The organism is Rhizobium aethiopicum (assembly GCF_900094625.1).
GTDB classification, from domain to species: Bacteria; Pseudomonadota; Alphaproteobacteria; order Rhizobiales; family Rhizobiaceae; genus Rhizobium; species Rhizobium aethiopicum.
Map to the genome: position 1 here is coordinate 34,724 of NZ_FMAJ01000002.1, position 23,961 is coordinate 58,684.

Annotated in this window: 17 protein-coding genes; 7 read left to right on the forward strand and 10 right to left on the reverse strand. The window is 62.1% G+C overall.

Annotated features, from left to right (window positions below; genetic code table 11):
* The first annotated feature begins 61 nt into the window (after nucleotides 1–61).
* On the forward strand, nucleotides 62–1,495 hold the full coding sequence (locus GA0061105_RS04510; RefSeq protein WP_092748381.1) for an aldehyde dehydrogenase family protein: 1,434 nt from the start codon (nucleotides 62–64) through the stop codon (nucleotides 1,493–1,495).
* Between the two features lie 61 nt (nucleotides 1,496–1,556).
* Nucleotides 1,557–3,296: an L-arabinonate dehydratase gene (araD, locus tag GA0061105_RS04515; RefSeq protein ID WP_064695353.1), complete on the forward strand. Its 1,740-nt coding sequence runs from the start codon at nucleotides 1,557–1,559 to the stop codon at nucleotides 3,294–3,296.
* A 218-nt stretch (nucleotides 3,297–3,514) separates the two neighbouring features.
* Here the strand turns inward: araD and GA0061105_RS04520 are convergent, their stop codons facing one another.
* From GA0061105_RS04520 to GA0061105_RS04530, 3 genes are read right to left on the reverse strand one after another with little or no spacing between them, the layout of a single operon-like run.
* Nucleotides 3,515–4,339, reverse strand: coding sequence for a transglutaminase family protein (locus tag GA0061105_RS04520; RefSeq protein ID WP_092748383.1), 825 nt, complete (start codon nucleotides 4,337–4,339; stop codon nucleotides 3,515–3,517).
* Nucleotides 4,340–4,351: 12 nt separating this feature from the next.
* Nucleotides 4,352–5,293 carry an alpha-E domain-containing protein gene (locus tag GA0061105_RS04525; protein WP_064695351.1) on the reverse strand — a complete coding sequence of 314 codons (942 nt, stop codon included), beginning with the start codon at nucleotides 5,291–5,293 and terminating at the stop codon, nucleotides 4,352–4,354.
* Nucleotides 5,293–6,702: a circularly permuted type 2 ATP-grasp protein gene (locus GA0061105_RS04530; protein ID WP_092748385.1), complete on the reverse strand. Its 1,410-nt coding sequence runs from the start codon at nucleotides 6,700–6,702 to the stop codon at nucleotides 5,293–5,295. The genes GA0061105_RS04525 and GA0061105_RS04530 overlap by 1 nt, the downstream gene beginning before the upstream one ends.
* A 535-nt stretch (nucleotides 6,703–7,237) precedes the next feature.
* Between GA0061105_RS04530 and GA0061105_RS04535 the strand changes: the two genes are divergently transcribed.
* Complete coding sequence (locus GA0061105_RS04535) at nucleotides 7,238–8,137, forward strand: DMT family transporter (RefSeq protein ID WP_092748387.1); 900 nt, start codon at nucleotides 7,238–7,240, stop codon at nucleotides 8,135–8,137.
* A 266-nt stretch (nucleotides 8,138–8,403) separates the two neighbouring features.
* On the opposite strand, the gene GA0061105_RS04540 is transcribed toward GA0061105_RS04535, so the two are convergent.
* The 5 genes from GA0061105_RS04540 to GA0061105_RS04560 form a co-directional block, all read right to left on the reverse strand.
* Complete coding sequence (locus GA0061105_RS04540; protein ID WP_064695348.1) at nucleotides 8,404–9,612, reverse strand: MFS transporter; 1,209 nt, start codon at nucleotides 9,610–9,612, stop codon at nucleotides 8,404–8,406.
* Between the two features lie 58 nt (nucleotides 9,613–9,670).
* The gene (locus GA0061105_RS04545; protein WP_092748389.1) at nucleotides 9,671–10,660 is read right to left on the reverse strand and encodes an AraC family transcriptional regulator; all 990 of its coding nucleotides are present in this window, start codon (nucleotides 10,658–10,660) and stop codon (nucleotides 9,671–9,673) included.
* Nucleotides 10,661–10,984: 324 nt separating this feature from the next.
* Nucleotides 10,985–12,727, reverse strand: coding sequence for a DEAD/DEAH box helicase (locus tag GA0061105_RS04550; protein WP_092748391.1), 1,743 nt, complete (start codon nucleotides 12,725–12,727; stop codon nucleotides 10,985–10,987).
* 248 nt (nucleotides 12,728–12,975) lie between these two features.
* Nucleotides 12,976–14,091, reverse strand: a complete 1,116-nt coding sequence (locus GA0061105_RS04555; protein WP_092748393.1) for a DNA alkylation repair protein — start codon at nucleotides 14,089–14,091, stop codon at nucleotides 12,976–12,978.
* Between the two features lie 20 nt (nucleotides 14,092–14,111).
* Entirely contained in the window at nucleotides 14,112–15,140 is a 1,029-nt protein-coding gene (locus GA0061105_RS04560) for a LacI family DNA-binding transcriptional regulator (protein ID WP_092748395.1), read from the reverse strand.
* A gap of 156 nt (nucleotides 15,141–15,296) precedes the next feature.
* Between GA0061105_RS04560 and GA0061105_RS04565 the strand changes: the two genes are divergently transcribed.
* On the forward strand, nucleotides 15,297–16,244 hold the full coding sequence (locus tag GA0061105_RS04565; RefSeq protein WP_167358523.1) for a dihydrodipicolinate synthase family protein: 948 nt from the start codon (nucleotides 15,297–15,299) through the stop codon (nucleotides 16,242–16,244).
* 200 nt (nucleotides 16,245–16,444) lie between these two features.
* Complete coding sequence (locus tag GA0061105_RS04570) at nucleotides 16,445–17,830, forward strand: MFS transporter (protein ID WP_092748397.1); 1,386 nt, start codon at nucleotides 16,445–16,447, stop codon at nucleotides 17,828–17,830.
* 110 nt (nucleotides 17,831–17,940) lie between these two features.
* Here GA0061105_RS04570 and GA0061105_RS04575 read toward each other — a convergent pair whose 3' ends face one another.
* Nucleotides 17,941–18,249, reverse strand: a complete 309-nt coding sequence (locus tag GA0061105_RS04575) for a hypothetical protein (RefSeq protein WP_092748399.1) — start codon at nucleotides 18,247–18,249, stop codon at nucleotides 17,941–17,943.
* A 330-nt stretch (nucleotides 18,250–18,579) separates the two neighbouring features.
* Here GA0061105_RS04575 and GA0061105_RS04580 point away from each other — a divergent pair, with 330 nt between their 5' ends.
* On the forward strand, nucleotides 18,580–21,987 hold the full coding sequence (locus tag GA0061105_RS04580; RefSeq protein WP_208601623.1) for a response regulator: 3,408 nt from the start codon (nucleotides 18,580–18,582) through the stop codon (nucleotides 21,985–21,987).
* A 21-nt stretch (nucleotides 21,988–22,008) separates the two neighbouring features.
* Here the strand turns inward: GA0061105_RS04580 and mnmC2 are convergent, their stop codons facing one another.
* Complete coding sequence (gene mnmC2 / locus GA0061105_RS04585; protein ID WP_092748403.1) at nucleotides 22,009–22,737, reverse strand: tRNA (5-methylaminomethyl-2-thiouridine)(34)-methyltransferase MnmC2; 729 nt, start codon at nucleotides 22,735–22,737, stop codon at nucleotides 22,009–22,011.
* Between mnmC2 and GA0061105_RS04590 the strand changes: the two genes are divergently transcribed.
* Entirely contained in the window at nucleotides 22,736–23,914 is a 1,179-nt protein-coding gene (locus GA0061105_RS04590) for an NAD(P)/FAD-dependent oxidoreductase (protein WP_092748404.1), read from the forward strand. The two genes, mnmC2 and GA0061105_RS04590, sit on opposite strands and share 2 nt — an antisense overlap.
* The last annotated feature ends 47 nt before the right edge of the window (nucleotides 23,915–23,961 follow it).

Here is a 23,961-nt window from a genome sequence, read left to right on the forward strand (position 1 = left end):
AGGCCTGGCCGCGTCCGCGGCGGGCCGTGTTTGTAAACGGTAAAGGAGGCTTGTTGAGCCCATGACCATTTATCAAAACCTGATCGCCGGCGAATGGGTCGGCACGGACGCGACGAAGAACATCAACCCGTCCGACACGAACGAGGTCGTCGGCCTCTATGCCAACGGCAGCGCCGAAGACACCCGCAACGCGATTGCCGCCGCCAAGGCCGCCTTTCCGGCCTGGTCGCGCTCGGGCATCTGGGAGCGCCACGTCATCCTGAAGAAGACCGGCGACGAGATCATGGCGCGCAAGGACGAACTCGGCGCGCTGCTCGCCCGCGAGGAAGGGAAGACGCTGCCTGAGGCGACCGGCGAAGTCATCCGCGCCTCGCAGATCTTCGAATTTTTCGCCGGTGAAGCCCTGCGGCTCGCCGGCGAGGTCATCCCGTCGGTTCGCCCGAACATCGGCATCGAGATCACCCGCGAGGGCCTCGGCGTCATCGGCATCATCACGCCGTGGAACTTCCCGATCGCGATCCCGGCCTGGAAGATCGCCCCGGCGCTCGCCTACGGCAACACCATCGTCTTCAAGCCGGCCGAGCTGGTGCCGGCCTGCTCCTGGGCGATCGTTGACATCCTCAACAGGGCAGGGTTGCCGAAGGGCGTCTTGAACCTCGTCATGGGCAAGGGATCGATCGTCGGCCAGGCCATGCTCGAAAGCCCCGATGTCCACGGCATCACTTTCACCGGCTCTACCGGCACCGGCCGGCGCGTCGCCGCCGCCTCCATCGAGCATAACCGCAAGTTCCAGCTTGAGATGGGCGGCAAGAACCCGATGGTCGTGCTCGACGACGCCGACCTCAACGTAGCCGTGGAGGCAGCCGCCAATTCCGGCTTCTTCTCCACCGGCCAGCGCTGCACCGCGTCCTCGCGGCTGATCGTCACCGAAGGCATTCATGGCAAATTCGTCGCGGCGCTCACCGACAAGCTGAAGACGCTGGTCGTCGACAATGCGCTCAAGGCAGGCACCCATATCGGTCCCGTCGTCGACGAGCGGCAGTTGAAGACCGATACCGACTATATCGAGATCGGCAAAAAGGAGGGCGCCAAGCTCGCCTTCGGCGGCGAGGTCATCTCCCGCGAGACGCCCGGCTTCTATCTGCAGCCGACGCTGTTTACCGAAGCGACCAACCAGATGCGCATTTCGCGCGAGGAAATCTTCGGGCCTGTGGTCTCGGTGATCCGGGCCAGGGATTATGACGAGGCGCTTTCGATCGCCAACGATACGCCATTCGGGCTTTCGGCCGGCATCGCCACGACCAGCCTGAAACACGCCACGCACTTCAAGCGCAATTCGGAAGCCGGCATGGTCATGGTCAACCTGCCGACGGCAGGTGTCGATTTCCACGTTCCGTTCGGCGGCCGCAAGGGTTCGTCCTACGGCCCGCGCGAGCAGGGCAAATACGCCGCCGAGTTCTACACAACCGTCAAGACCGCCTACACGCTGGCTTGAGACAAGCGAGATGACCCGGGCCGTACGAGGCGGTCCGGGGATATGCTGAAGGACAGAGATTATGAAAAAGAAAGCGGAATGGCCGCGCAGGCTGAGGTCGCAGGAATGGTATGGCGGCACGAGCCGCGACGTGATTTATCATCGCGGCTGGCTTAAGAACCAAGGTTATCCGCACGACCTGTTCGACGGCCGGCCGGTGATCGGCATCCTCAACACCTGGTCGGATATGACCCCGTGCAACGGTCATCTCAGAGAGCTTGCCGAAAAGGTGAAGGCGGGTGTCTGGGAGGCCGGCGGCTTCCCGCTCGAGGTGCCGGTGTTCTCCGCATCCGAAAACACCTTCCGCCCGACCGCGATGATGTACCGCAACCTCGCGGCACTCGCGGTGGAAGAGGCGATCCGCGGCCAGCCGATGGATGGTTGCGTGCTGCTCGTCGGCTGCGACAAGACCACGCCGTCACTGCTGATGGGGGCGGCCTCCTGCGACCTGCCGTCGATCGTCGTCACCGGCGGACCGATGCTGAACGGCTATTTCCGCGGCGAGCGCGTCGGCTCCGGCACGCATCTGTGGAAGTTCTCCGAGATGGTGAAGGCCGGCGAGATGACGCAGGCAGAATTCCTCGAGGCGGAAGCTTCGATGAGCCGTTCGTCGGGCACCTGCAACACCATGGGCACGGCCTCCACCATGGCCTCCATGGCCGAAGCGCTCGGCATGGCTCTGTCGGGCAATGCCGCGATCCCGGGCGTCGATTCCCGCCGCAAGGTCATGGCGCAGCTCACCGGCCGTCGCATCGTGCAGATGGTCAAGGACGATCTGAAGCCCTCGGAGATCATGACGAAGCAGGCCTTCGAAAACGCCATCCGCACCAATGCGGCGATCGGCGGATCGACCAACGCCGTCATTCACCTGCTGGCGATTGCCGGCCGCGTCGGCATCGATCTGACGCTGGACGATTGGGACCGTTGCGGCCGGGACGTTCCGACGATCGTCAACCTGATGCCGTCGGGCAAATACCTGATGGAAGAGTTCTTCTATGCCGGCGGCCTGCCCGTCGTCCTGAAGCGCCTCGGTGAGGCTGGTCTCCTGCACAAGGATGCGCTGACGGTCTCCGGCGAAACCGTCTGGGACGAGGTCAAGGATGTCGTCAACTGGAACGAAGACGTCATCCTGCCGGCTGAAAAGGCGCTGACCTCTTCGGGCGGCATCGTCGTGTTGCGCGGCAACCTCGCGCCGAAGGGCGCGGTGCTGAAGCCTTCGGCCGCCTCTCCGCACCTCCTGGTGCACCGGGGCAGGGCCGTCGTGTTCGAGGACATCGACGACTACAAGGCCAAGATCAACGACGACAGTCTTGATATCGACGAGACCTGCGTCATGGTCATGAAGAATTGCGGCCCGAAGGGTTATCCCGGCATGGCCGAAGTCGGCAACATGGGACTGCCGCCGAAGGTGCTGAAGAAGGGCATCCTCGACATGGTACGCATTTCCGACGCCCGCATGTCCGGCACAGCCTACGGCACCGTCGTGCTGCACACCTCGCCGGAAGCGGCCGTCGGCGGACCACTGGCAGTCGTCAAGAACGGCGACATGATCGAGCTCGACGTGCCGAACCGCCGCCTGCATCTCGACATATCGGACGAGGAACTGGCGCACCGTCTCGCCGAATGGCAGCCGAACCATGATCTTCCCACATCAGGCTATGCCTTCCTGCATCAGCAGCATGTCGAAGGCGCTGATACCGGCGCCGACCTCGACTTCCTCAAGGGATGTCGCGGAAACGCTGTCGGCAAGGACAGCCACTGAGCGGGGACGCATCCGAGATCGGGATGGTTTGAAAAGGCGGGGTGAAAGCCCCGCCTTTTTGTTGCTGACAAGTCGCGAACGTCTCTTTCATCATGCTTGCGGGGGAGAGAGTACGTGGCATGCGAGAGCGTCCGAGGGACGGAGAGGTTGCGGCAAATCCCTTCTCCCCGAGGGGGAGAAGGGGAATCGCGAGGGCGCGTTCTGTCCTTCGGCGTCGCTCAGCTCTGGCTCTGACTCTGCATCTGGCTGCTGTCCTCGACCTTCACGGTCACCGACAGCGTCTCACCCGGCGTGCCGATGCGCATGCCTGAGATCGGCGCGGCGTCGCGGTAGCAGAGGCCCGAGGCGATCCTGATATAGCGTTCATCCGGGCAGATTTCATTGACCGGGTCGAAGCCGACCCAGCCGAGGCCGGGAATATGGGCTTCGGCCCAGGCATGCGTCGCCGCCTGTTCGACCTTTTCTTCCATCATCAGATAGCCGGAGACATAACGCGCCGGCACCTGCAGGGCGCGGGCGGCGGCAACGAAGATGTGAGCATGGTCCTGACAGACACCGCTCTTCTTCTCCAGCGCCTGTTCCGCTGTCGTCGAAGTGTCGCTGGTTCCGGGCCTATAGTCGACGGTCTCATGGATCGCGGCCATCAGTGCATGCATGCGGGCGAGTTCGTTATCGCCGTTGGCGCTCTTGGTCAGTTCCTTGACGAGCTTGCCGCCCTTGGTGAGCGGCGTCTCGCGCAGGAAGAGCCAGAGCGGGCAGAAGCCGGTGTGTGGGCCGGTGACGCCGTTGAGGTCCGCGGTTTCGACCTCGCCTTCGGCGAGGATGCTCGTTACATGCTGCTCGCCTTCCAGCGAGACCAGGTTGACGTGGTTGCCGTACTGATCGTCATATTCCACCTCAGGCGTGGCGCCCTCGACCTTCAGCGACCACCCGAGCACCTTTTGAGCATTGGTCGTCGGCGGTGTCAGCCTCAGCCGCTGCAAGGAGAATTTCGAGGGCTCGTCGTAGCTGTATTCGGAGAGGTGGCTGATTTTCAGTCTCATATTCTGATCCGCTTAAACGTAGAACCGGTAGCCGTTGGAAATTTCCATGCCGAGCTGGTTGTTGCGCGAGACGAAATCCTCCAGGAACTCGTGAAGGCCCTGATCCATGATGTCGCGGATCGCCCTTGTCTGCAGGGTGGTTCGGATCGCCTCGGCTGTATCGTGGGCGGGAAGCCGCTCCTCGTAATTCTGGGCGAGATAGCCGAGATTGCTGACGATCTTCTCGTAGCAATAGGCAAGCGAGCGCGGCATCTGCACATTGAGGGTCAGGAAGTCGGCGATGTTCATCGCCCGGTATTCGCCGTCATAGGCCCAGCTGTAGGCGCGGTGCGCCGAGACCGAGCGCAGGATCGATTCCCACTGCACGTTGTCGAGGGAGGAGCCGACGGCCGAAACGGAAGGCAGCAGAACGTAATATTTCACGTCGAGGATTCGGCTCGTATTGTCCGCCCTCTCGATGAAGGTGCCGATGCGGGCGAAATTATAAAGTTCGTTGCGCAGCGTCGAACCGTGGAAGGCGCCGCGGATCAGGCCGGCGCGGCGCTTGATGGCGTCGATTACCTCCGGCATTTCGGCCGGCTTGACGCGCTTTTCGAGCAGCGACTTCAGGTCGATCCAGCATTCATTGGTCGCTTCCCAGGTCTCCCGCGTCAGCGCCGTGCGCACCATGCGGGCATTGTTGCGGCCCGAGTCGATGCAGGACATGACGCTCGACGGGTTGGCCCGATCGCGCAGGAGATAATCGATCGCGTCGGCATGGGTCAGCTTGGCGTGGCCCTCGTTATAGGCCTCGCGCACGCCCGCACTTTGCAGCACGCCGTCCCAGTTGTCGTCCCCGGCGCTGCTACGGGTAAGCGACATGCGCAGCCCGGCATCGACCAGGCGGGCGATATTTTCGGCGCGCTCGATGTACCGGAACATCCAGTAGAGGCCGTTTGCGGTTCTTCCGAGCATCAGTCCTCCAGTACCCAGGTGTCTTTGGTGCCGCCGCCCTGGCTGGAATTGACCACCAGCGAGCCCTGCTTCAGCGCCACGCGGGTAAGCCCACCCGGGATGATCTGCACCTTGTCGGAGACGAGGACGTAGGGGCGAAGGTCGACATGGCGCGGCGCAATCCCCTTGTTGACGAGAATCGGCACGGTGGAGAGCGACAGCGTCGGCTGGGCGATGTAGTTGTTCGGTTTGGCCTTCAGCTTTTCGGCAAAATCGGCGCGCTCCTTTTTGGATGCCGTTGGTCCCACGAGCATGCCGTAGCCGCCGGAGCCGTGCACTTCCTTGACGACGAGCTCTTCGAGGTGCTCCAGCACGTATTTCAGACTTGATGCTTCCGAACAGCGCCAGGTCGGGACGTTTTCGAGCAGCGCCTTGCTGCCGGTGTAGAATTCGACGATTTCCGGCATGTAGGAATAGATCGCCTTGTCATCGCAAATGCCGGTGCCGGGTGCATTGGCGATTGTGATATTGCCGGAGCGGTAGACATCCATGATGCCGGGAATGCCGAGCGCGGAATCGGCCCGGAAGGTCAGCGGATCGAGGAAATCGTCGTCGACGCGGCGGTAGAGCACGTCGATCGCCTCGTAACCGCGGGTCGTCCTCATCTTCACCTTGCCGTCGATGACGCGCAGATCCGAGCCCTCGACCAGCTCGACGCCCATCATGTCGGCGAGGAAGGAATGTTCGTAATAGGCCGAATTGTAGATGCCTGGCGTCAGCACCGCCACGCGCGGCTTGCCGGTGCAGCCGGGAGGGGCGAGCGAGGCAAGGCTCTGGCGAAGCAGATAGGGATAGTCCTCGACGCGCTGCACCTTGTTTTCGTGGAAGAGCTCCGGGAACATCTGCATCATGGTTTCCCGGTTTTCCAGCATATAGCTGACGCCGGAAGGCGTGCGGGCATTATCCTCCAGCACATAGAACTGCTCTTCGCCTGTTCGTACGATGTCGGTGCCGACGATATGGGTGTAGACCCCGCCGGGCGGACGGAAGCCGATCATCTCGGACAGGAAGGCGACGTTGTTCTCGATTAGCTCGCGTGGGACGCGGCCGGCGCGGATGATCTCCTGCTTGTGGTAGATATCGTCCAGGAAGGCATTGAGGGCGATCACCCGCTGCTCGATGCCCTGGGCGAGCTTGCGCCATTCGCGGGCGGAGATGATGCGCGGAATGATGTCAAAGGGGATAAGTTTTTCGGAACTGTCGGCGTGCCCGTAGACCGCGAAGGTGATGCCGGTCTTCCGGAAAATGTTCTCCGCATCGCGGGACTTGGCAATCAGATGCGACCGGTCTTGGCTGTTGTACCACTCAAAATATTTGTCATAAGGCGGGCGAGGACTTTCGTCCCCGGTCATCATTTCGTCAAATGCCAAAGGTGCGGCTCCCCTTTTTTGTTCATTTGAATACAACGCAAATTGCAATGCAAGAACCATGCGCATTTCGAGGAAAAGATTTTGCGGTGCGGGAAAGGGATGAGAATTCGGGTGCTTTGAGCGGCATGGTGGATGGCTGCTCGCACGGGATTGCGCAAAACGTGAGCATTTGATTGTTTTCCGGTCGCCCCGGTGGATTGGCGCACACCGACGCATCCCCTCCGATCCCCATTCTCGGGACTGTGCCTGAGGAATGTCACAGGAAGCCATTCACCGCGCGTCTGCGCGGTGAATGGCTCTGCACGCTGTTAAGAATTCTCCGGCGTCCAAGGGGGTGGCGCGCCGGATTCCTCTAACGAGCACAGGAATGATGGAGCCTGGAGAGGCACTGGCAGTTCTTCGCTGCCGCGACATGCTTCCAGGCGGCGACCCCACCCATCAGCGAAATTTCAAATAAGCATCAATGCTTCGCCTTTGACTGCGGCAGCAGGGTGCGGCTATCAGCACGGCAACTCTTTGTCCCCCGAGATGCATCATGTCCCTTGATCGCCTTGCCCCCGCTCTCTTCGTCCTGCTCTGGTCCACGGGCTGGGTGGTGGCAAAATATGCGGCGCTGCATTCCGAGCCCTTCACCTTTCTTTCGATACGCTATGCGCTGTCGGCTCTGGCATTCCTGGCGCTCTGCCTGGCGATGGGGGCGCAATGGCCGAAAAGTCGGGCGACGTGGCTGCGTGCGATCTATTCCGGGTTCTTCCTGCATGGCTTTTACCTCGCCGGCCTCTGGTGGGCGATCGCCAATGGTGTGCCGGCCGGCATATCCGGTATCATCGCCGCGCTGCAGCCGCTGCTGACGGCGATGGCGGCTCCCTTCCTCGTCGGCGAGCGGTTGCAACAGGCGCAGAAGCTCGGCCTTGGCCTCGGCTTCGTCGGCATCGCCATAGCCATTTCGCCGAAGCTTTTCGATCCAGCGACGGCCGATCTCGGCCATGCGGCGCTGCCGCTGGCGATCAACCTTATCGCCATGGGCTCCGTCACCTACGGTACGCTGTACCAGAAGAAACACCTGCAATCCGGCGACCTCAGGACGATCGCGACGCTGCAATATGTCGGCGCGCTAATTCTCACCCTGCCGCTTTCGCTCACATTAGAACACCAGCATTTCGATGGTTCGGCTCAGGCCTATGGCGCGCTCATCTGGTCGGTCTCCGGCCTGTCGATGGGCGGGGTCGGGCTGCTGCTTTATCTGATCCGGCGCGGGCAGGTCTCGCGCGCCGCTTCGCTCATCTACCTGATGCCGCCCGCAGTGGCGTTTGAGGCCTTCATCGTCTTCGGAGAACCGCTGACGCTGCCGTTGATTCTCGGCACGGTGATCGTGGTGATGGGCGTATATATGACAAATCGCAGGGGCGGTCAGCAGGCGGAGGCGAGCGTATAGGCTGATGGCTGCGGCAAGATCGAGCGACCGAATGGCCTGAACTTTCAGGCCCGGCAGGTCCATCCTCACGCATCGAGCGCTGCAGCAGATGAAGGATGGCCTCGCGCGCCTCAAGGCAGAAGGCGAGGAGATTGTCATAGACTGACGCTTTCGAGGTCGCCGGCGAGTGCCGACGACCTCGTATCCAGAGCGGCTTCGTGCGCTACCCGGGCACCATTCACGGCCAAGCTGGAGCCTTACGGATGCACAGGGGTAGGAAGCAGCGATCAGGTGCGGGGCTGCAGCAGCGCCAAGGCAACTGTCGACGCAGCCAGGAGAGCCGTAAGAGTCAATGGTCCGACAGCGCCGTGGTGGTCGACGATATAGCCGCCAACGATAGCGCCGATACTGATGGCCACCTGAAAAGAGACGACCATGAGGCTACCCGCCGCCTCCAGAGCGTCGGCGGCCGCGCGGGAAAGATTGGTCGGCAGCACGACCGGCGCCATGCCGAAGGCAAAGCCCCACAGCGTGACGAGTGCGAACGCGACGGCGGTATGAGCACCCCAAAGCACCAGAGCGAGTGCGGCAAACGTCATCAATACAGCCGTGACAGCCAGCGCTATGCCGATGCTCGCGTCGGCCATCCTACCGCCGGCAACATTGCCGATCACGGAGGCGATGCCAAACCCAAGCAGCGCCAGGGCGATCGATTTGGTTTCAAGGAGCGTCACTTGTTCGAGGAAGGGACGCACATAAACCGATCCGGCAAAATGCCCTGTCATCAGCAAGAGGATAGCAAGCATTCCCAATTGAACGCCCCTCCGTCGCGTTAGCCGGAAAACATCAGCGAGACTGTTGCTAGTGCTTGCAGGGAGTGTCGGTAAACTGAGCACCTGCAGCAGCATAGCAACTGCTGCAAGCCCGGCTGTCATCGCCATGGCGCTGCGCCATCCCAGCCAATCGCTGATCAAAGCACCCATTGATGGTGCAGCTATCGTGGCAAGCGAAACACCGAGGGTGACGATAGCCATGCCCCGACCTGTCGCGTTGGCGCCGACCAGCCTTGCCACGACGGCCACTGAAAGCGCCCAAAAGCCGCTAAGCGCGATGCCCAATCCCGCCCGGCCCAACAACAGCAGCCAAAAATCGGTCGCGAACGATGCAAGAATGTTGGAGCCAACCGCCAAGGCGCTGAGACCGACGAGCACCGCTTTGCGGTTCAGCCTGCCGATGAGAACATTGCTCAACAGGGCCGCCACGGCGCCGACGGAAGCGGTGGCGGTGACGACCTGTCCGGCCGTGCCCTCGGAAATGCCGAGGTCTCGGGCCATTGGCGTCAACAGGCCCGCCGGCAGAAACTCAGCAGATACCAGTGCAAAGCTGGTGGCCGCCATCGAAAGAACGGCAAACCAGGTCGCCGCGCTCCACGCCGATGGTTCAGCCGTCTCGAGGCCAATTGTGGCGCCGTCGAATTGTGATGTTGTGTCCGTCATAGATGGATCTCCTGTGTTTGGAGATTTCATAGACGAAGTTTTCAGGATGATATGTGTCTTAAAATCCGAAATCCATGTCCGTTCGTCCGGAACTTGTGCGGCGCACAATTCCCGGTGAAACGTTTGTGACCCGCTTGAAGGCACGCGCGAAAGACGCCTCGGACTCATAGCCCAACCGGGAGGCAACCTCGGCAACCGACATGCCGTTTTGCGCCAACAAGTCACGGGCAAGCTGCATACGCAGACGGGCGAGATAATGTGCCGCGCCTTCTCCCAAGATAGCGCTGAAGCGCTCGGCGAAGATCGAGCGCGACTGGCCTGCCACGCCAGCGAGGCTTTCGAGGGTCCAGTTATGGCCGGGATCGCGGTGCATGGCCGCCAACACCCGACCAATATGGGGATCGCGGATGGCGGCGAGCCAGCCGGTGGTCGAGGCTCCGCTGCAGTTGACCCAGCAGCGGATAAGTCGCGCGGCGAGCAAGTCCGCCATACGCGACAAGACCGTCGCGCTTCCCATCTGGGGCTGTGTCGCCTCTGTCGACATAGCGGCCAGCAGGGGGCCCACGATCGGATCGTTAGCGGCCACATCGCAGCCCTTAATGATTGGCGGCATCAGGGCGATCAAGGGGTTGAGTGCATGGGCGCCCAACGTCATGGAGCCGCAGAAGAGGGTGCTGGTGGCGCCTGTTCCTTCCCGCAAGACGTCACAGACGTTGCTGCCCAACCTCGTTATCTGACAGCTTTTAAGCGAGTCGCCTTCAACATCCGGCGCGCTGGCCAATCGATGCGCGATGCCTTGCGGCAGCAGCACCAGATCGCCATCGTTCAACTCCTGCCATCCTTGGGTTTCGGTATGGATCCAGCACGGACCCTGGCTGACGAAGTGAAAGCGAAGTAGCTGTTGTTGCGGAAAGGCGATGCTCCATGGATGCCTGAGCTCGCAGCGTCCATAGTTCACTCCACTCAAGCGAAAGTCTTGCAGGACTTCGCTCAGGGCATCCATTGGGATAGTTGAAGGCGACAACGGCCGGGACGGATGGTCAAGCATGGAGCCAATTTAGGTCTCAAGCGTCCGGCATTCAAGCGGTCTGGCTTTGCGACCCGCTCCGGCTACGGTAGCGGCCTGTTCAACCGGCCATTGGTCGTATCTCTCGAATAAGATCAGAGCAGGCGCAACGGGACCTGTCGACGGTTGGAAGGAGGCTTCGATCTCCTCAACTTGGATGCTTACAGAAACCGGGAAGCGTAGCCGCGTAGCGCCGCTGCGGTGTTGTCTTATGACGAGAAAAGGCCGGACATCCCAACAGATGCTCCGGCCTCTCAACAATCAAGACCGAAGGTTCGGCCTTTTCTCCTTTGAATCAATCGGCGCTCAGGCGCGTTCGCGACGCTGGCCGCCATTGCGGGAGCCGGAGCCGCCGCGGCGGTTGCCGCCGTTGCCGTCGCGGCGCTGTTCGCCGCTCTGGGCAGCCTGCTGCGGACCGCGGTCTTCGCCGTGCTTGCGGGCCGGGCGGCCGTGGGCGTGGCGGCCGTTGCCGCGGTGATGGCCGCTCGGTTCGCCATTGGCATGATGGCCATTGGGGCCGTTATGCGCAGGGCGCTGCGGCTTTGCCGGGCGGAAATCGGAGGTCGAGGCCAGATCGTTGTCGGGGCCGAAATCCGGGGTCGCTTCGCCTCGGCGCTGACCGCGGAAGTCCTCGTTGCGGCCTGGGCGCTCGGGACGCGGACGGCGTTCGCGGCGCTCCTCGCCGCCGGCGCGGACTTCACTGCCGCTGGCGCGTGTTTCGCTGCCTTCGCCGTCACGGCGCGGGCGGCGTTCCTGGCGGCTGCCGCGATGCTCCGAACGGTTCTGGTCGCCGCGACCCTGGCCGCCACCGCGATTGCGGTTGTTGCCATTGCCGTTGCCGCGGCGCGGGCCGCCGGCGCTGATATGTGCCGGCGGTTCGCCGCTGGCGACTGATATGTCGATGCCCATCAGGCGCTCGATATCGCGCAGCAGCTTGGCTTCGTCGGGGGCGCAGAAGGCGATGGCAATGCCGTCGCGGCCGGCGCGCGCCGTGCGGCCGATGCGATGGACATAGGCGTCCGGCACTTCGGGCAGGTCGTAGTTGTAGACGTGGCTGACGGCGGGGATATCGATGCCGCGGGCGGCGACGTCGGTCGCGATCAGCGTCTTGATGCTGCCGTCGCGGAAGGCCTTCAGCGCCCGCTCGCGCTGACCCTGGCTCTTGTTGCCGTGGATCGAGGCGACGGAATAGCCGATATTGTCGAGGTGCTTCATCAGCTTCTCCGCACCGTGCTTGGTGCGCAGGAAGACGATGGCGCGGCCGTCCGGATTTTCGGTCAGCGACTTGCGCAGCAGTTCGGTCTTGTCGTTCTTGCCGCCGACGAAATGGACGTACTGCTCGACCTTGTCGGCAGCCTTGCCGGGAGGCGTGACTTCGACCTTGACGGGATCGACAAGATATTCGCCGGCGAGATCGGCGATCGCCTTCGGCATGGTCGCCGAAAACAACATGGTCTGGCGCTTTTTCGGAACGAGCTTGGCGATCTTGCGCAGGTCATGCACGAAGCCGAGGTCGAGCATCTGGTCGGCCTCGTCGAGCACGAGATAACGCACCGTCGTCAGCGTGATAGCGCGACGATTGACGAGATCGAGCAGGCGGCCGGGCGTGGCAACCAGGATATCGGTGCCTTTTTCGAGCTGCAGCTGCTGCTTGTTGATCGACACACCGCCGACAACGACATTGATGCGCAGCTGCGACTTGCGGATGAACTTCTTCAGGTTCTCGGCGATCTGGTTCACCAGCTCGCGGGTCGGCGCCAGGATCAGCGTCCGGGTCGTGCGGTTGTCAGGGCGGCGCTCGTCAGCGAGCAGCTTTTCGATGAGCGGCAGGCCGAAGGCGGCGGTCTTGCCGGTGCCGGTCTGGGCAAGGCCGATCAGATCGCGGCCCGATATGAGGAGAGGAATGGACTGTTCCTGGATCGGCGTCGGGGTTTCGATACCGAGCTGGAACAAGGTGGCGACGATCGGCTTGGAGACACCAAGCGATTCAAAATTAGTCAAGGTATAACCTTTCGGGGCGCCACAACGACTAGCGCCGGAACGCACCATGCGATCCGGTTTCATTCTGGCGTCAAGAACCCCGCGTGAAGTGGGAACTTGCAAGTTGGAAAAAGCTTTCCAGCGCTTCTGGCCGCTTATTGGGAGTGCGGCGCTCTATCGAAATGCGCTTTTGTCCCTTCTTCCTGCGTTTCGTATTTTCTAGCAGGGGCACGCTCACGCGGCGGCCGGAAGGGGGAAAGCTGAGCCGCATTTGGGCTAGTTCGCTGGAAAAGTCAAGTGCAGCGCACAAAAAGGCATTAACCCCGGTCGGGCGAGGGCATTCTCAAGACGAAAGTTTCCGATGCGCTTTCGGCGCCGTTGACGAGGATGGCTATGCGGTGCTCGCCGGGATAATAGCGCCGTGTCGTGATCGGCCGCATGGCGTGGCGGCGCCCTATTGCGTGGCTCTGCCCGGGCGCGAGCGTGACGGTCTTGCATTTGAAGACCTTGGGTGAGAGGGAGCCGTCGGCCTTCACGTGGTGGATGGCGTAGTCGATCATCAGCGAATGCGTGGTTTGGCCGGCATTGGTGACGCGGATTTCGAAATCCAGCCCTTCGCCGAACATTACCTCGCTATTGACCAGGCGCAGTTCGCATTCGAGTGACGCGGCAGCGCCGAAGCCGAAATTGGCGAGCGCCTGCGCATGGCCCTTCTTAAGGAGCGTGCGCGAGGCATGTTTCAGCAGGCGGCGGCGCTCGGCTGAGGCACCCTCGATATGGTCGGCAATGAATGCGGCGACCATGTCCGGGTGATCCTTGGCGATGTCGTTCAGGCTGTTGGCGACGGAGCGGCGCACATAATCTTCCGGATCATCCATCAGTGCAGTGAGGATCGGCAGGATCGGCACGGGGTCTTTTACAAGCCGCGGCAGGCGCATGGCCCAGGGAAGGCGCGGCCGCGTTCCCTCGCTCGCCAGCCGGCGCACATGCTGGTCGGGATCGGCGACCCAGCCGGAAATGATGGCGAGCGCGCGCTGCTGGTCGCGATGGATGAAGGGGCGAATGCCGAATTCGCCGGTGAAATGCGGCGTCAGCGCCTTGAGGAGTTGGAGGCCGATTTCGAAATAATCAGGGCCGCGGGCGGCGATGAACTGGTTGACCGGCAACAACATCCAGCCGGTCAGACCGGCCCGGCCTGGTGCCGGCAGGCTTGCCTTGAGGATGGAGGCTGCTTCAGGAAAATCGTCGGGAAGCGTGGCAAACAGCCCGTCGCGGACCAGCGCCGAGCGTTCCATCAGCTCCAGCGCCCCAAGGCCATCGGTCGCAAGCTTCACGAAACGGGCCTTGTCGAAGGACGACGCATTGGCGGCGATGCGGTCGGCCATCTCGCTGACCAGGGCCTCATGCAGCAGGTTCTTGAGTGGTTCCGGCATGCTGGTCCTCTCGCGATCGTTCAGCGCAGCGGCGCTGTCGATTTCCTGGGAATGAGTGTCGGAGCCGAGATGCGGATACGGTCGTCTATGGAATTGTCATCGCCTGCAAGAAGCTCTAGGGCGTTCGAAGCAATTTGCTCGAACGGCACACGCAGCGTCGTGAGCGGCGTGGGGAGGTGATTGACGATCGGGATGTCGTTGTAACCGACGATCGAGATATCCTGCGGCACCGAAAGCCCTAGTTTCGTCAGTCCCGACAAGGCGCCGATAGCGGTATTGTCGTTGACGGCGAAAACAGCGGTGGGGCGGGGGCTGAGATTCATCAGTGTCTCGATGGCCGCCGCACCGGAATCGATGCCGAATGTCGAGGGAATGATGTAAGCGGGATCGGCAGCCAGTCCTGCTTCCTGCAAAGCTTGCCTGAAACCCTCCACACGACCTCGCGCGCTGGAGGCATAGGATGGGCCGGCAATGACGCCGATCCTGCGATGGCCGAGGTCGAGCAGGTGGCGCGCGGCGAGGTAGCCGCCCAGCCTGTCATCGCCGACCGAGGAGAGGCTGTGACCGTCGGTGCGCAGTGCCAGTACATAGGGAACACCGCGCCTTGCCAGCTCGTCCGGAAAGTCGTCATCTTCCCGCGCTGTGGAAAGAATCAATCCGTCGACGCCGCGTCTCAGGAGGGATTCGGCGGCAAGCCGGTCGGCCTTCGGCTTGTCGTCGGTAGTAGCGACAATGGCGAAGCGGCCGGTACGGCTGCAGGCCTTGGCCAGCGCTTCGTAAAGCATGGCCATGACCGTGTCCGTCAATCTCGGCACGATTACGCCGACCGTCATCGTGTTGCCGCGCCTGAGGCTCGCTGCCGAAACATCCCTGACATAGCCGAGCTCTTCGGCGACCTTGCGAACGCGGCGAGCGGTCTCGCTGTCGGAGCGGGGAAGCCGCTCGTCCAGGATGCGGGATACGGTGGATTTGGAAACGCCGGCTGCGGCAGCCACGTCAAGAATGGTGACGCGGCTTTGACCGGGCATTTCATCCGCCTTTGAATTCATTGGACGTTTTCCATTCGTGTCGGAGCAGCCGAGCGATATCTGCGAACATGCACTAAAACAGGCATTGACTCCAGAGGATTCGAGAACGATAGTGGGAACGTTCCCATAAACGATCCCACCGCTGGATGAGCAGCGATCGCAAAGGAGGAGATCAAGATGCAACCGATGGATCTGCGCGGGCTGAGCCCGGCGCCTGTTACCGCCTTCACCCGCGGCGGCGAAGTCGATCACAAGGCTAACGCAAAAATCGCCAAATGGCTGGTTTCAATGGAAGGGGTCAAAAGCCTCGTCATTCTCGGCCACGCCGGCGAGGGCACCTTCCTTACCGAGGAGGAGAGGCTTGCTCTTATCCGCACCTATGTCGAGGCGGTCGACGGCGCCGTACCGATCATTGCCGGGATCACCGGCGAAGGCACGAAGGTTGCTGCGGAAGAGGCGAAAAAGTGCAAGGCCGCCGGCGCCGCGGGTGCGCTGGTCTATCCGAACCATGGCTGGCTGCGCTTCGGTTTTCAGAAGGGGGCGCCTGAGGATCGCTACAAGGCGATCTGGCAGGAATCCGGGCTGCAATGCATTCTGTTCCAGTATCCTGACGCCACCAAGGCCTCCTACGATCTCGATACGCAGCTGGCGATCGCCACCCAGGAAGGCGTCGTCGCTACCAAGAACGGCGTCCGCAATATGAAGCGCTGGTATGTCGAAATTCCGGAACTGAAGAAGGCAAATCCCAATCTTCAGATCCTGAGCTGCCACGACGAATGGCTGCTGCCGACCATGTTCGATGTCGACGGCCTGCTCGTCGGCTACGGCAATATCGCGCCGGAACTGCTGATCGAGCTCATCAAAGCAGGCAAGGCGCAGAACTATCCGGAAGCCCGGAAAATTTTCGAACGCCTTCTTCCGGTGACGCGCGCTGTTTATCACCGCGGTTCCCACATGGAAGGCACCGTGGCGCTCAAACTCGGCCTCGTGCATCGTGGTATCCTCGACCAAGCGACGGTCCGCGAGCCGCTGAAGAACCTTGGCGAAAAGGCCGAAGCGGAAATCTTTGCCGCCTTCGACACCGCCGGCATCAGGCGCGTCGACCAGCTTCTGGCCGCCGAGTGATACTTTCGACGCTCCTGCGCATGCCGCGGGAGCGTCATTCCGATGGCAAGGAGGAAGCGGTGGAAAAGCAGCTTTTGCGAAGATGCATCCCTTTTGAGGCCCATCGCACCGACATGACAAGCTGACACGCAGCCATAACCATCAAGCAGGAGCGCCCCTGGCCGGGAGAGTGGTAGCCATGGGACGAGAAGGAGGAACCAATGAATCTCATGCAGACTATACCGGCCGAGGCGGCGAGCGTCGCTGATCCCCAGGCCGAAATCAGCGCTCGCCTCGAGCGTCTGCCCATCACCCGCGAGGTCTTCTGGGCGCGCAATATTATCGGGGCAGCAACATTTTTCGACGGCTATACTGTCATCGCGATCGCTTATGCCATGCCTGTCCTGGTGCGCGAGTGGGACCTGAACCCTTCACAGACCGGCATGATCCTGTCGATGGGCTATCTCGGTCAATTGATCGGCGCCATCCTGTTTGGCTGGCTTGCTGAAAAGATAGGCCGGCTGCAAGTTCTCCTGTTCACGATCCTGATCTTCGTCAGCATGGATGTCGCGTGCCTGTTTGCCGCGGGTGCCGGCATGATGATGGCCTTCCGTTTCATTCAGGGGATTGGGACGGGGGGTGAGGTTCCGGTGGCCAGCGCCTATATCAACGAGTTGATTGGCTCGAAGGGGCGCGGCAAGTTCTTCCTCCTCTACGAGGTCATGTTCCTGCTCGGCCTGGTCGGCGCGGGGCTCATCGGCTACTTCATGGTGCCGGTTTACGGCTGGAAGGCGATGTTCGTCGTCGGCCTCGTTCCGGCAATCCTCATGATCCCGCTGCGGTGGTTCCTGAAGGAGTCGCCGCGCTGGCTGGCTGCGAACGGCCGCTACGAGGAAGCGAACGCCATCGTTACACGTATGGAAGAGAGTGCTCGCTCAGCCGGCAAGGAATTGCCTGAGCCAAAGGCCGTCCAGGTGCCGGTCCGCCGCGCGTCCGACTGGCGCGAGCTCTTCCAAGGCATTTACCTGAAGCGTACGCTCTCCATCTGGGCCATGTGGTTCACGGCCTATACCGTCGCCAACGGGACGATCACCTGGCTGCCCACGCTCTATCGGCAGGTGTTCAACCTTCCGCTTCAGACTAGCATCTTCTATGGTTTCCTGACGTCGCTCGGCGGCGTTATCGCCGCCGTCATCTGCGCGTTGCTCATCGATAAGGTCGGACGCAAACGCTGGTACACCGGCGCATTGCTTCTTGCTCCCCTGCCGCTCTTGGCTCTCGCATGGCTCGGCGCAACCTCCGCCATGCAGGTTCTGATCCTTGGCGGCCTTGCTTATGCCATCGTCCAGACCGTCACCTTCTCGCTTTATCTGTACTCCGCGGAAATCTATCCGACGCGCCTCAGGGCGCTCGGAACCGGAACCGGCAGCGCCTGGCTCCGCTTGGGCTCGTCGACTGGCCCGATCATTGTGGGCACGCTGATGTCTTCCCTGGGTATCCAGTACGTCTTCGCGAGCTTCGCTGCAATTCTGATCCTTGGCGCTCTCATCACGATGTTGTTTGCCGTCGAAACCAGGGGCCGCGTGCTGGAGGAGCTTTCTCCGTAACGGATGCAGCTCTGGCGCAAGCAAATGGTCTGGCGGGTGACTCTTGCCAGACCAATCGACCGTTGCTATCGGGCGGATGCCGCCTTGATGTCAAAGGCGCCGGATGCGGTTCATTCCGGGCAGACTTTCACGCGGTAGGGGTCTCCCCAGCGATCATGCCGCCATTCGATATGGCAATAGGACGGCCGGTAATAGGTCCGGTAGACCGGATAGGGACGATAGACGGGGTAGGCCGGATAGACGGGGTAGGCTGGGCGGGCGGCTTCGGACAGAAGAGCGCCGCCGACGACACCGGCGGCAAGGCCGCCCCAGAAGGCATCGCGCGGACGGGCATCGGCGGTGGTGGCGGTAGCGAGCGAGGCGCCGGCAAAGGTCAGCGCGATCAGGCCCGTCGCCATGGTCTTATGAAGAACGGACATGCTATTTTCCTCAAATTTAGACTGGCTTCTATAAAGCCGTCTCCAGACTCCGCCCGGATCGCGGCGGAGCGATGGCCGCGCAAGCGCTCGCGGCATAAATTTTCGTAAGAATTTCAATGTCTCGTCAGGAAGACGGGTGATCGGACGGCGTTACTGGCCCCGCGTCCTTGCCACCTCACGCAACCCAGGCTGTCAATATGAAGTGACTTCGGCGTGAGGTGCCGGCTCCCTAAAAACCGCTTTCGAAAATCATGGTTAAAACCTTGTTAAAAGCCTTGGCGTTATAGTCTTTGTCGTTGATATTTCATTTATTGCGGGAGCGACAATTCTTTGAAATCAGCCGGGGACATATTGGAGTTGGCCTGCCGCCGGATCGCCGATCTGGACACTCCTGCCTATGTCAAGAACAGTGAGCTGCGCTATGTCGCGGTCAACGAAGCCTATGCCCGTTTCTTCGGCCGCGAAATCTCCGATTTCATCGGCAGGCGCAGCCGCGAACTGTTCGAACGCCCCGAGGAGGAGGAGCGTGAGGATAAGGAACGCCGCGCGCTGGTATTCGGCACCGAGGAAAACGCCATCTGCTTCGATGCCGCAGGCCTCGGCCATGAGCGGATCCAGATCGAAAGCTTTTCGCCATCGCCGGATCGGGCCTACGTGCTCGGCCTCTTCGAAGTGCGCGAGGCGCAGCGCGCCGCGGCAAATGACAGGAGGATCGCTGGCGCCGCCGCGAGCACTAGCGCTCCTGGGATCACCGGCGATCCTGAGCTTGCCGCCGATTTCGCCCTTGTGCGCCAGGCGCTGGAAAAGCTCGATCATCCGATTGGCATCTATGCGGCGGATGGCCGCCCGCTGGTGGTCAACGCCGCCTATCGCGAAGGTGAAAGACGTGCGCCCACTGCAGATTCGGCCTGGGGGGAGAGCGTCAACGAACTTGACGTTCTACGCACCGTCCTCGAGGATCTGCCGGTTGCGGTCTTCGTACGCGACGACCGGCATCGCCTCGTCTATGCCAACAAGTATTATGAGACCTTCAGCGGCCGCGCCCGCTCCGAGTATCTGGGCATGACCGAACACGAAATGTTCGGGCCGGAAGGTGCTGAGCCGATCTACCAGGAAAACCTGCTGGCGCTCAGAGATGGCATTTCAGTGGAGCTCGAGAGCGAGATGCCGAGCAAGAGCGGCCACGTCTATCCCGTCATCTCACGCGTCAACCGCGTCATGACGACGGATGGGCGAACCTATGTCGTCGGCTCCTTTTCCGATATCTCGCCGCTCAAGGAGCGCGAGAAGGCGTTGATCGCCTCGCGCAAGCAGGAAGAAGTTTTGCATCGCGATATCGAGAGCATCCTGCGTTCGCTGCCGGTCGGCGTGCTGATTCTCGATAACGACCACCAGATTCTCTACGTCAACGATGAATTTTACAACATCTGGGAGCTGCCGCTTGACGACCCCTTCGACGGCCGCCCCTTCATCGATGTCATCCGCCGCAATCTAGAGCTCGGACGCTACGACGGCACGCAGACGCCTGAGGAGATCTACGCCTTCCGCAAGCATCTGTTCGAGGCCGAAGTGCCCGAGCCGATCGAGCTCGGTTGGGCGGGGGGCAAATCCGTCATCTTCGACAGCCGCCGCATCTCCAATGAGCGTATCCTGCTCACCTATGCCGACATCTCGGCAGTGCGCGAGCGGGAGAAGGAAATACACGAGACCCGCGCCGCGCTCGAGCGGGTCGGTGAGATGATGCGTGATGCGACGCATGCGATGTCGCAAGGCCTTGCCATCGTCCAGGATGGCATTATCAAGATGTCCAACGGAGCGATGGCCGATATTCTGCAGATTCCGCCCGCCTATATCGAAGCCGGGCAGGGTTGGCTCGGCATGTTCGAATTTTGCGCAGCGCGCGGCGATTTTCACGATGCCGCGGCCGAAATCCTGCGGGGCTGGCACGACAATATCGCGGCCAGGCTGCCGATTTCCACCGTCTTTCATGTCTGCGGCGAGCGCTGGGTGAACATGGAGGCGACGGTCAGCGAGAGGCGGCATTGGGTGGCGATCTTCACCGACGTTACCGAGCTCAAGAGCCGCGAGGAGGAATTGCGCCATCTGTTGTCGCGCGCCGAAGCGGCCGATCGCGCCAAGTCCGAATTCCTCGCCAATATGAGCCATGAGATCCGCACGCCGATGAACGGTGTGCTCGGCATGGCGGAGCTGCTGGCCAAGACCAATCTCGATACGCGCCAGAAAACCTTCATCGACATCATCGTCAAATCGGGCAATGCGCTGCTGACTATTATCAACGACATCCTCGATTTCTCGAAGATCGATGCCGGGCAGATGACGCTGCGCAAAGCGGCATTCGATATTACCGAAGCGGTGGAGGACGTGGCGACTCTTCTGTCGTCGCATGCCGCTGAGAAGAACATCGAACTGCTGGTGCGGGCCGCACCCGATCTGCCGGCCGCCGTGATCGGCGATGCCGGCCGCTTTCGTCAGATCGTCACCAATCTCGTCGGCAATGCCGTCAAGTTCACCGAACGCGGCCATGTCTTCGTAAATGTCGGCTTCGAGATGGTCGCCGGCGGCGAGATCATCGCGAGTATCCGCATCGAGGATACGGGGATCGGCATCCCACCTGAGAAGCTCGATTCGGTCTTCGACAAGTTTTCACAGGTGGATGCCTCGTCGACCCGGCGGCATGAGGGAACGGGCCTCGGACTTGCGATTACCGCCGGGCTCGTCGACCTCTTCGGCGGCTATATCAACGTCGAGAGCGAATGGGGCAAGGGTTCGGTCTTCACCGTCAACCTGCCTTTCGCGGTGGCCGCCACCGGGATCAAACCGAAGCCGCTGCCGATCAATGTGCAGGGTGCGCGCATCCTCGTGGTCGACGACAATGAAGTGAACCGGCGCATCCTGACGGAGCAGCTCTCGCTGTGGGGCTTCGACGGCGTGGCCGCCGAAGGCGGCGGCACCGGCCTTGCGATCCTTGAGGCTGCGGCCAATCTCGGCATCACCGTCGATGCCGTCGTCCTCGACTATCACATGCCCGACATGAACGGCGCCGATGTCGCGCGCCGGCTGCGCGCGGACCCTCGGTTCGTCGAACTGCCGATCATCTTCCTGACATCGATGGATATTTCGGGCACGGAAAAGGAATTCGCGGCGCTGAACGGCCACGCTCATCTGATGAAACCGGCGCGCGCCAACGTTCTGCGCAACACCGTGGTCGAAGTGGTGCGTGCAAGCCGCGTCAAACAGGCAACCGCGACCGAGACCACCCGGGCGCAGGCGCAAGCGGCGGCGCCGGAGCCGGTGCCGCGGACGCGGCTGGCGGAATTCGTCGACGTGCTGGTCGCCGAAGATAACGAAGTCAACCAGATCGTTTTCACGCAGATTCTGCAGGGAACGGGCCTCTCTTTCCTCGTCGTCGACAATGGCGAGCAGGCGGTCGCCGCCTGGGAGAGGCACAAACCGGGCATCATCATGATGGACGTCTCGATGCCCGTAATGAACGGCCACCAGGCGACGCGGGCGATCCGCGAACGGGAAAAGGGGCAGGGCCAGCGGGTGCCGATCATCGGCGTCACCGCCCACGCGCTCGAAAGCGACCGGGAGGCTTGCCTCGACGCCGGCATGGACGACTACATGTCGAAGCCGATCAGCCCGGAATTGCTGGAGGAGAAAATCCGGCAATGGCTCGGCAGGACCGAGCAGCAGTCGGGGCATGCCGGCTACTGAACTCGCTTGAACCGATAAACCTTATTCGCGGGACGGCTTGACGCCGCAGAGCATTTCGCGCTTGCCGGCGAAGCCTTTGCGGCGCTCGACGGCAAAGCCTGCAGCGATGAGGTTGCGGCGCACGAAGCCGGCCGCGGCATAGGTGGCGAAGGTGCCGCCGGCGGCTGTCTTTTCATTGACGCGCCGCATCAGTTCCTCCGACCACATGTCGCTGTTGCGCGATGGGGCGAAACCGTCGAGGTACCAGGCGTCTATGCCAGATCTTGCCGCGGCAACGCCATCGAGCGCGGCGCCGCAGACAACGCTGAGCCGCGTCTGGTCATCGAGGTCGAGCGTGACTGTGCCGGCAGGCGCTTGCGGCCATGCCGCCGCCAGCGCTTCGCGCTCGGCGTCGATCTCCGGCCAGTGCGACAATGCCCGGCCGATTTCCTCGCCGCGCATCGGGTGCAGTTCAAAGGAGATGAAATGCAGCTGCTGGCCGGCTGCGCGATGCAGCTTCCATTGCCGCCAGGTCTCGGCGAAGTTCAGGCCCGTGCCGAAGCCGAGCTCGGCTATGACAAAATCCCGCCGGCCGTTCCAACGCTCCGGCAGGCCGTTGCCGGCGAGGAAGACATGGCCGCATTCCAGCCGGCCATCGGTCTGGCAATAAAAATGATCGCCAAAGACGGTGGAATAGGGCATATCGCCGTCGCGCCATTCGAGCGGCTGCGGCGCGTCCGCGCCAATCTGATCGGGGTTCACGTCTCTCATGGAAAAAGCCGATAGTCCTGCACCGGCGTCCGGTCAATCTTCTTGCGACTTGCTGATCGTTGGCGGCGGCATCATGGGTCTCTGGGCGGCCGTTCATGCCGAACGCTTCGGCATGAACACCATCCTCGCCGACGCCGGCGGCCTGGGCAGCGGCGCGAGCGGCGGCCTGCTCGGCGCGCTGATGCCGCATATGCCGGACCGGTGGTCGGAGAAGAAGCAGTTCCAGTTCGATGCGCTGGTTTCGCTCGAAACCGAAATCGCCGCGCTCGAAGCCGAGACGGGAGTTTCTGCCGGTTACAACAGATCCGGGCGGCTGATCCCGCTGCCGAAGCCGCATCTCAACCGCATCGCCCGCGACCATTCCGAGGATGCCGAACGCCACTGGCGGACCGGAGGGCGCAGCTTTCACTGGCATGTCATCGATAGGTCGCCGGTCGATGGTTGGCCTGACGCGTCCGCCGGCGAGAGCGGCTTCGTGCACGACACGCTCGCCGGCCGCGTTGCCCCCCGCTCATTGATCTCAGCGATCATCGCCTTGCTGCGGCGGGCAAGACACGTGCGCATCATGGAGCATGCGGCCGCCACCGCTCTCGATCCCGATCGCGGCACCGCGCAAATTGGCGGCGAACCCATTGTTTTCGGCCGCTGCATCCTGGCTGCCGGCCATCAGTCCTTTCCAATGCTGCAGGCGGTGACGCCGGGGCCGATGAAGCCGCTCGGCCAGCCCGTGAAGGGGCAGGCGGCGCTGGTGAAAGCCGATATCGACCCGGCGCTGCCGACGATCTTCTTCGATGGGCTCTATGTGGTGGCGCATGAAGGCGGGTACGCGGCAATCGGCAGCACCAGCGAGAACCGCTTTGACGATCCCGGCTCGACCGACGCGCAGCTCGATACGCTGATCGAGGCGGCGCGCGCCATCGCGCCGATCCTTCGCGATGCGCCCGTGGTCGAACGCTGGGCTGGGCTTCGCCCGAAGGCAATCGACCGCGATCCGATGGTCGGCCGCCATCCCGATCACCCGCGCCTGATCGCGTTGACCGGGGGCTTCAAGGTCAGCTTCGGCCTTGCACACCGTCTGGCGGAGGCGGCGATGTGCATCGCAGGCGATGCAGACTGCAGATTTTCGTTGCCGGATAGCTTCGCATTTTCAAGCCACATTGCCGTGGCTTCACGTTAAACGTGAATTAGATACAGCTTCGCTTCGTTATTCTGTCATGCAAATCA